The following is an 8,368-nucleotide window of genomic DNA, read 5'->3' on the forward strand; positions in this document are numbered from 1 at the left end:
GCCGTGAATCGCATGCCGGTCGGGGCGCAGTTCGTGTTGCTGGCGCTCATGTGGGTTCGAGCTTCCTGGTCACGAAGGTCGGCCTCGAGGTGGCTGTCCGTTGTGCAGGTGCTCGCCCGCATGGCGAGCGGCGCGCTCGCGCTGCTCGCGATCTGTGCGGTGCGGCGCCAACCGCTCCCGCGGGATCGTGCGGTGCGAGGCCACCTGCTCGTCGTCACGATGCTGTTGTGAGTCGTGCCGTTTCTACTCTTCGCGTGGGCCGAGCAGCACGCCTCCTCCATCCTGGCGAGCATCTAAGACGTGACGGCGCCGCTCATGACGATGATCGTCGCCGTCGCGGCGCTGCCGGAGGAACGGCTGACGCGTGATCGCGCCATCGGCCTCGTCCTCGGCTTCGTCGGCGTGCTCACCATCCTGTCGCCGTGGCACTCACTCGGCGGTTCGAGCGCGACGGGTCAGCTCGCATGCCTCGCCGCGACCGCGTGCTACGGCCTCGGCTTCACCTACCTGCGCAAGCAGATCGCTCCGCGTGGGCTGCCGGCGCTCGCCGTCGCGTGCTTCCAGGTCTCGCTCAGCGCGCTCGTGCTCACGCCGTTCGTGGGCCGCGGCGAGGTGCCCCTCAGCTGGCGCGTCGTGCTGAGCATGCTCGCGTTGGGCGCACCTGGCACGGGCATGGCGTACGTGTGGAACACGAATGTCGTGAGTGCCTGGGGCCCGACGAACGCGTCGAGCGTCACCTACCTCACGCCCGTCGTCGGCGTCGTCCTCGGTTGTCATCTTCCTCGGGGAGCACATGACGTGAAACGAACCGATCGGCGCCGCGCTCGTCGTACTCGGCATCGTCGTGAGCCAAAGACGATTGAAGCGGCTGACGTCCCGCTGAGCTGATCGAGAGAGGACGCGGCGCCGTCGAGGGCTCGTCCGTCAGGCGCTGACGCGGTCGGCGCTGGCGTAGATGTTGAAGTGGTCGCGGCGCATCATGCCGACGAGCACGAGTCCGTATTCCTCGCACAGATCGACGGCCATCGAGCTCGGCGCCGATACCGCGACGATGCCGCTGACGCCCGCCGCGACGGCCTTCTGGACGATCTCAAAAGACACCCGGCCGGACACGACGAGCAGCCGATCCGTCGCGGGCAGCTCGCCCTCCATGAGCGCGCGACCCAGCACCTTGTCGACGGCGTTGTGACGCCCGACGTCCTCCCGCACCGGCCCCAGCACCCCGTCGTACGTCGCGAGCGCTGCCGCGTGCAGCCCGCCGGTGCGTTCGAAGGCACGCTGGCCGCGGCGCAGAGCGTCGGGCAGTTCGCGAGCGACGTCGGCGCTCAACACCTTTTCGCACGTCGCGATGGCGGGTCCGAGCGTCAGCTGGTCGGCGCTGCACACGCCGCATGCTGCGCCGGTGACGAACGAGCGCGGACGCGGTGGTTCGACGCCGGCGGCGAGGGTGATCTCGATGGCGTCGGTCTCGTTCTTCCAGCATCCGCGCAGCTGACGGATGTGCTCCGGCGCGCTCGTTCCCGACTCGACGAGCAGCCACCCGGCGGCGAGTTCGGTGTCGTGCCCGGGCGTGCGCATGAGGACAGCCAGGGTCGTGTCGTCGAGGTGCAGTTCGAGGGGCGCCTCGACGACGAGGTCGTCGGGGCGACGGCTCATGCCCCCGGCGTTGATGCGGTGGACGGGGCGGCGCGTGGTCATCTGCGGCACCTCGCGAGCGTACTCTCATCGCATGAACGGACGCGAGAACACGTACGTGAAGCAGCGAGCCGGCGCGCCGTCCGGCTTCTTCGCCACGGAGGCTGCGGGGTTGCGGTGGCTCGCCGCAGCGAGCGCCGATGGGGGCGTCGACGTCGTCGAGGTGCTCGACCAGGACGCCACGTCGGTGACGTTGGAGCGCCTAGACGAGGCTCGCCCGAGCGACGGCGTCGACGCGGCCGCGGCCCGGTTCGGTGCTGCTCTGGCGGCGACGCATGCGGCGGGTGCCCCCACGTTCGGTGCGCTGCCGCCCGGCGCGTCGACGTACTTCTTCGGTCCGCTCGATCAGCCGCTCACGCTCCCCCATGTCGAATCGGCGACGTTCGGGGCGTTCTACACGCAGGCCCGGCTGCGACCGGTGCTGGAACGCACGCGGCTGGCGGGACGCGACGCTGACCTCGCGCAGCGCGTCTGCGGCGCCGTCGAATCGGGGGCCGTCGACACCTGGGGCGCCTCGGGTGAGTTCGTGCGGCCCGCCCGCGTACACGGCGACCTGTGGAGCGGCAACGTCCTGTGGACGCGCGGCGGCGCCGTCGTCATCGACCCCGCGGCGTGCGGGCACCACCCGCTCGCGGACCTCGCGATGCTGACGATGTTCGGCGCCCCCGGGCTCGAGGCGATTCTCGATTCCTACGCCGAGGCCGCCCACCTGCCCGACGACTGGCGCGAGCAGCTGCCGTTGCATCAGCTGTTCGGCTGGCTCGTCCACCTGCATCTGTTCGGCGCGGGCTACGCCGAGCCCGTCTCGCGGGCCCTCGGCGCGTCGGCCCGGCTGTTGAGCGTGTGAAGCCTTGGAGGCGTGCGCTCAGTCGCGGATCTCACGGTCCATGGCACAGCGTCTGACCGTGGCGTTGCCCCGCTCCTGACGGCTTGCGACGCGACGGCCGACCGTATGCTGATGCCGCTCGCGAGCCGCGGAGCTAGCGCTGCCACATCCCGCGGCGCGTGCGTTCGCCCAGCGGCGCGTCAGGTGGACGAGACGTTGGCGGTGAACCAGGCCGCGAGGTCGCGCGCCGAGGTGTCGACGAGCGTCGCCCAGTCGAACGCGGAGGCGTCGGCGTCGTCCGAGACGTGCTTGACGACGCGCACGGGCACGTCGAACGCCTGGCAGGCCGCGACGACGGCGTAGCCCTCCATGTCGACGAGCGACGCGCGCTCGGCAAGAGCATCCCGCACCTGTGCGTCGCTGACGAACAGGTCACCCGTGGCCAGGACGAGCTCTGGGTCGCCTGCCCCGACGCCGAGGCGCTCGCGCACGTCGTGGCCGAGGGCGCGGATCGCGTCGGCACTGATGTCGTGGTTGAGCACGACGCCCGGCTCGAAGACGCCCCGCATGCCGGGGCGCAGGGCTCCACATGAGCCGAGGTTGACGACCTGCAGCCCCGCCCGTTCCTGCGGGGTGCGCTCCGCGAGTGCCCGCGTCGTTGCGATTGCCGCCGCGGTCTTGCCCAGGCCGGTCAGGACCACGTCGACGTCAGCGGGAAGATAGCGCGTCTCGCTGGCCGCCGCGGCGACGACGAGCGTCATCACCGCTGTGCGTCAGCGTTGCCCTGCCACTGCTGCGAGGGCTCGCCCGAGCCGCCCGCGAACTGCTGGCCCATGCTCTGCGACGCCGGCGCATTCCACTGCTGCGCCCCGCCCTGCTGACCCTGGTGCGCCTGCTGCCCGCCCTGCTGGCCGTCAGGTGCGATATAGACGGCCGTGCCGTAGGCGCACACCTCGATGCCGGTCTGTGCGAACTCGTTCGTCTCGAAGCGGAATGCCACGACGGCGTTCGCGCCGCGCGCCTGCGCCTCGGCGGCCAGGCGGGACAACGCTTCACGGCGGCACTCGACGAGCAGTTCGGTGATGCCCTTGAGCTCACCACCGGCCATGGCCTTGAGCCCGGCGCCTATGTTGGAGCCGATGTGGCGCGAGCGCACCGTCAGGCCGAAGCACTCACCCATCGTCGCCTCGATGCGGTGGCCGGTCACGTCGTTCGTCGTCACGATGATCATGACGTCGAGTCTAGGCGGCACGCACCGTCCGCGGGGGTGGATCGCCGCGCTTCTCCGGCCCTTGTTCCAGGCCCCGTTCGCGCGGCGACTCGGCGTCAGCCCTCGAAGCGCGCGACGTCGCCGGCACCGACGCGCAACACGGTCGGCGCCGCGTCCGTGTAGTCGATGACGCTCGTCGGGCGAGGCTCGACCTCGTCGGCATCGATGACGATGTCGACCTCATGGTCGAGCGCGTCCTTGACGGCCCAGCCGTAGGTGAACGGCTCGTCCTGGTCGGGCAGAATGAGCGACGTCGACAGCAGCGGCTCGCCCAACTCCGCGACGATGGCGCGCGCGATCGGATGGTCGTCGAGACGCACCCCGACCGTCTTCTTCTTCGGGTGCACGAGCTTGCGCGGCACCTCCGCCGTCGCCGGCAGGATGAACGTGTACGGCCCCGGCGTCGAGGCCTTGATCGCCCGAAACGCGGCGTTGTTGAGCTGTACGAGCTGACCGAGTTGTGCGAAGTCCTCGCACACGAGCGTGAAGTCGTGCTTGGCGTCGAGGTGCCGGATGCGCACCATGCGCTCCTTGCCCTCGGCGTTGCCGAGCGCGCAACCGAGAGCGAAACCTGACGACGTCGGGTAGGCGATGAGCGCGCCGTCACGCAGAGCGTCGACGACCTGACGAACGGTGCGCGGCTGCGGGTTCTGGGGGTGGATGTCGAGGAAGAGCGCCATGCCTCAGGCTACGCCGCGCGGATCACGCGCCGCCACCCTGATCCCCCGCGCGTGACGGCGGGTGTGGGCGACGAACTCGGCGAGGATGAGCGGCCAGTCGCCGTACCGGGCGCGCGCGCCTGCGTTGTCGTCGTCCCAACCGTCGTGCTCGAAGGTGACGCGGGTGCCCCATTCGCTGTCGCTGAACCGGACGCTGACGCGGCTCGGATGACGATGCTCGCCGCGGCGCCAGCAGTCGAAGACGATCGACGAGCGCAGGTCGACGCTGACGACCTCGCCCCACGCGCGATCCTCGCCGCCGATTCGGAAGCTGACGGTCCCGCCCGGACGGGCCTCGATGACGACGCCCGCATGACGCGCGGGGTCAGGAGTCTGCAGCGGCGGCCACCACTTGCCGATCTCGCCGACGAACAGGTAGAACGCGGCCGCCGGCGGCACCGGGACGTCATGGGTGAGCGTGATCTTGTCCACCGACGCATCTCCCTGGCTCTCGACAGCAGCCCGCACACTATGGCACGGGCGACGAGGTCGGATGGGGATTCGCACCCACCCGATCCGCAGGGTCCGATTCGTGGGACGACGCGCGGCAAGAACGCGTCCGGGCAGCGGGTCCGGGGACAGCGTCAGGGCGCCGCCGCCACCGCGGCCGTCATTCGGCGACGTGCATCCTCACCTCGGTGGGCAGCACGACCGTGCGGCTGACGGTGCACAGCTTCTCGTGGGACAACTCGACCGTCTCCGGGTAGACCTTGCGCGCGGCGTCGCCGGCGTCGCCCTCGGGAAAACGGACGGTGAACGTCACGTCGATCGGGCCCATGTGGTTGCCCTGCTCGTCGCGCACCTTGTCGCCCTCGGCGACGACGTCGAACTGCGTCGGCTCGCTGCGGCGCGTGGTGAAGATGTCGACGTCGATGGCACTGCACCCGGCGATCGCGGTGAGCAACAGCTCGACGGGCGTGAAGTCGGTGTCGTCACCCGAGCCGAACTCGAGGGTGCCGCCGCGCGCGTTCGTCGCGACGAAGCGTCCAGCGCTCGTGCGGGAGATGCTGACGCTGCGGTGGGGGTCGTTGGCGCTCATACGCCCATCGTGCCACTAGGCTGCCAGGCGTGCCCGACGCAGCCAGCCCCAACGCCCCCCGCCCCGACTCCGGACGCCTCGTGCTCGTGCGCCACGGCGAGACGCAGTGGTCACGTGACGGGCGCCACACCGGCACCACGGATCTGCCGTTGCTGCCCGCCGGGGAGGCCGTCGCGCGGGCGGCCGGGCAGGCGCTCGCCGGACACCACTTCGTCGCGGAGTTCGTCTCCCCGCTGCTGCGCGCGCGGCGCACGGCCGAACTCATCGGGCTGCAGAACCTCGAGATCGACGACGACCTGCGCGAGTGGGACTACGGCGGCTACGAGGGCAAGTCGACGCCGCAGATCCGTGAGGAGGTCGGGTACGACTGGGAGATCTTCGCCGACGGCGTCATCCCTGGCGAGACCCCGGGTGAGACGGTCGAGGACGTCGCCGCGCGCGCCTCGCACGTGCTCGCACGGGTGCATCCGCTGCTGGAGCAGGGCGACGTCATCCTCGTCGCCCACGGGCACCTGCTGCGCATCCTCGCCGCCGCGTACCTGCGTCAGCAGCCGCGCTTCGCGGCGTCGCTGCAGCTCGACGCCGGCGCCGTGTGCGCCCTCGACACGCACCACGGAATCCCGACGATCGCCTCGTGGAACACGACGCACCTGCCGTCGGTCTGAGGTCGTACCTGCGTCCTGTGCCCTGGTCGCACGAGCTGTGTGACGTCGATTCAGGCTGCTTCTTCCGCGGGATTCCGCGATTGTCGGCGCTCACCTCTAGCGTGTGAGACATGCGCATCCTGCACACGTCCGACTGGCACCTGGGCCGCTCGTTCCACGGCGAGGGCCTCGGTGAGGCTCACTCCGCCTACTTCGACCATCTCGTCGACCTCGCGCGCGACGAGCAGGTCGACGCCGTCCTCGTCGCCGGAGACGTGTACGACCGGGCGCTGCCCAACCCGCGCACCGTCGAACTGCTCGACGACGCCCTGTGGCGGTTGCTCGACACCGGCGCTCGCGTCGTCGTCACCTCCGGCAACCACGACTCGGCGTCCCGGCTCAACTTCGGCTCGCGCATCATGGAGCATGCGGGTCTGCACATCCGCGCCGCCTATGAGGGCATCACCCGGCCGGTGGCGGTGCCGCGGCGCGGCAGCGACGAGATCGCCGGTCACGTCGTCGCGCTGCCCTACCTCGAACCGTCGGTAGCTGCGGGCGTGTTCGGCCTCGATGAGGGAACGCATCGGGCGGTGCTGAGCGAGGCGGTCGCGCGCTCGCGAGCCCAGGTGCCTGACAACGGCGCGCCCGTCGTCGCGATGGCGCACGCGTACTTCGCCGGGGCGACGACGAGCGACTCAGAGCGCGACATCAGCGTCGGTGGCCTCGGCCAGGTACCCACGTCCGTCGTGTCAGGCTTCGACTACGCCGCGCTCGGGCACCTGCACGGCCCGCAGACGCTCGAAGAGCACGTGCGCTACAGCGGCAGCCCCGTCGCGATGTCGTTCAGCGAGGCAGGCCACACGAAGGGCACGTGGCTCATCGACGTCACACGTGGTGCCGCGCGTGGGGAATTCATCGAGGCGCCCGTGCACCGCCCGCTCGCGACGCTCGTCGGCGAACTCGACGACCTGCTCGCCGAGCCCGCACTCGCCCATGCCGAGGCGGCTTGGTGCCAGGTGACGCTGACCGACGAGATTCGGCCGGCCGCGGCGATGGATCGGCTGCGAGCCCGCTTCCCGCACACCCTGCGGCTCTCCTTCGAATCGGCCCGCAAGGATGATGCGCCGCTCACGTACGCCGAGCGCCTCGCCGGGCGCGACGACGTCGAGCTGTGCTGCGACTTCCTCGCCCACGTGCGCGGGGGACGCGGTCCCAACGCGACCGAACGCACCGCCCTCGGCCACGCCGTCGCCGCGGCGAACCGCCACGACGCCGAGACCATGCGCGACGACGGCTCGATGTTCGACCTGGAGGCCCTGCGATGAGATTGCACTCGCTCACCCTCGAGGCGTTCGGGCCCTTCCCCGGGCGCGAGCACATCGACTTCGACGCCCTCGATCAGGGCATCCTGCTCATCAACGGTCCCACCGGCTCCGGCAAGAGCTCGCTGCTGGACGCCATCGCGTTCGCGCTGTTCGGCGATGTGCCCGGTGCCCGCAAGTCGCTGCGTCAGAGCCTGCGCAGCCATCACGCCGAACCGTTCGCCGAGCCGCGCGTCGAGCTCGAGTTCAGCGTCGGACGCACCCGCTGGCGGGTGCAGCGCACCCCCCAGTGGGAGGCGCCCAAACGCCGCGGCACGGGCACGACGACGCGTCAGGCCACGGTGCTGCTCAGCCAGTGGCGCGACAGCGCATGGCATCTCGTCTCGCAGCGCATCGACGAGGCCGCGGACATGATGAGCGACACCCTGGGCATGCGACTCGAGCAGTTCGCGCAGGTGGTGCTGCTGCCACAGGGCGAGTTCGCTCAATTCCTGCGCGCCAAGCCGGAAGATCGCCGCATCCTGCTCGAGCGCCTCTTCGACGTCAGCCGGTTCGACGCCGTCGAGACGTGGTTCACGGAGGCGAAGAATCAGCGCGCCCGCGAGCGCGACGCGTCACTCGAGCGCATCCGCAGCCACCTGACCATCGTCGACGACGCGCTTGCCCGCCTCGACGAGCCCCTCGAGGCGCCGTTCGACGTCAGCGTCGATGCGCCGAGCGCCGACGCCGTCAGCGCGGGCGTACCCGAGCTACCCGAGCGTCTGCGCGCCGTCGTCCGTGAGGTCACCGAACGCCGCGACGCTCTCGAGCACGCGGCGCGCACCAGTGAGATGCGCGCGCGACGTGCGAGCCG

12 protein-coding genes are annotated in these 8,368 nt (G+C 70.7%); 6 read left to right on the top strand and 6 right to left on the bottom strand.

Annotated elements, in window-relative coordinates; translation table 11 throughout:
* The first annotated feature begins 3 nt into the window (after positions 1-3).
* On the top strand, positions 4-231 hold the full coding sequence (locus tag HMPREF0321_RS16695; protein WP_136788277.1) for a hypothetical protein: 228 nt from the start codon (positions 4-6) through the stop codon (positions 229-231).
* Positions 232-300: 69 nt separating this feature from the next.
* Positions 301-888 (top strand): DMT family transporter, encoded by a 588-nt coding sequence (locus HMPREF0321_RS04055; protein ID WP_006944339.1) that lies wholly within the window; start codon positions 301-303, stop codon positions 886-888.
* A 36-nt stretch (positions 889-924) separates the two neighbouring features.
* Here the strand turns inward: HMPREF0321_RS04055 and fdhD are convergent, their stop codons facing one another.
* Positions 925-1,698: a formate dehydrogenase accessory sulfurtransferase FdhD gene (gene fdhD / locus HMPREF0321_RS04060; protein ID WP_006944387.1), complete on the bottom strand. Its 774-nt coding sequence runs from the start codon at positions 1,696-1,698 to the stop codon at positions 925-927.
* A gap of 31 nt (positions 1,699-1,729) precedes the next feature.
* On the opposite strand from fdhD, the gene HMPREF0321_RS04065 reads away from it, so the two are divergent.
* A complete protein-coding gene (locus tag HMPREF0321_RS04065) occupies positions 1,730-2,542 on the top strand; it encodes a fructosamine kinase family protein (protein WP_038570850.1) in 813 nt (270 codons plus the stop codon).
* A 179-nt stretch (positions 2,543-2,721) separates the two neighbouring features.
* On the opposite strand, the gene HMPREF0321_RS04070 is transcribed toward HMPREF0321_RS04065, so the two are convergent.
* From HMPREF0321_RS04070 to HMPREF0321_RS04090, 5 genes are all read right to left on the bottom strand, one after another.
* Entirely contained in the window at positions 2,722-3,282 is a 561-nt protein-coding gene (locus HMPREF0321_RS04070) for a nucleosidase (RefSeq protein ID WP_038568024.1), read from the bottom strand.
* Positions 3,282-3,752 (bottom strand): YbjQ family protein, encoded by a 471-nt coding sequence (locus tag HMPREF0321_RS04075; RefSeq protein WP_006944389.1) that lies wholly within the window; start codon positions 3,750-3,752, stop codon positions 3,282-3,284. Before HMPREF0321_RS04075 ends, HMPREF0321_RS04070 begins: the two co-directional genes overlap by 1 nt.
* A gap of 95 nt (positions 3,753-3,847) precedes the next feature.
* Complete coding sequence (locus tag HMPREF0321_RS04080; protein WP_006944340.1) at positions 3,848-4,471, bottom strand: L-threonylcarbamoyladenylate synthase; 624 nt, start codon at positions 4,469-4,471, stop codon at positions 3,848-3,850.
* A gap of 3 nt (positions 4,472-4,474) precedes the next feature.
* Complete coding sequence (locus HMPREF0321_RS14680) at positions 4,475-4,942, bottom strand: SRPBCC domain-containing protein (RefSeq protein ID WP_006944369.1); 468 nt, start codon at positions 4,940-4,942, stop codon at positions 4,475-4,477.
* A gap of 178 nt (positions 4,943-5,120) precedes the next feature.
* Positions 5,121-5,549, bottom strand: coding sequence for an OsmC family protein (locus HMPREF0321_RS04090; protein ID WP_006944390.1), 429 nt, complete (start codon positions 5,547-5,549; stop codon positions 5,121-5,123).
* A 29-nt stretch (positions 5,550-5,578) separates the two neighbouring features.
* Here HMPREF0321_RS04090 and HMPREF0321_RS04095 point away from each other — a divergent pair, with 29 nt between their 5' ends.
* From HMPREF0321_RS04095 to HMPREF0321_RS04105, 3 genes are all read left to right on the top strand, one after another.
* A complete protein-coding gene (locus HMPREF0321_RS04095; protein WP_115296254.1) occupies positions 5,579-6,214 on the top strand; it encodes a histidine phosphatase family protein in 636 nt (211 codons plus the stop codon).
* Between the two features lie 110 nt (positions 6,215-6,324).
* Positions 6,325-7,518, top strand: a complete 1,194-nt coding sequence (locus tag HMPREF0321_RS04100; RefSeq protein WP_006944349.1) for an exonuclease SbcCD subunit D — start codon at positions 6,325-6,327, stop codon at positions 7,516-7,518.
* Positions 7,515-8,368 (top strand): AAA family ATPase (locus HMPREF0321_RS04105; protein ID WP_006944392.1); only part of this gene is annotated, 854 nt, incomplete at its 3' end. The genes HMPREF0321_RS04100 and HMPREF0321_RS04105, both read left to right, overlap by 4 nt.

This window comes from Dermacoccus sp. Ellin185, from assembly GCF_000152185.1.
Lineage (GTDB): Bacteria > Actinomycetota > Actinomycetes > Actinomycetales > Dermatophilaceae > Dermacoccus > Dermacoccus nishinomiyaensis.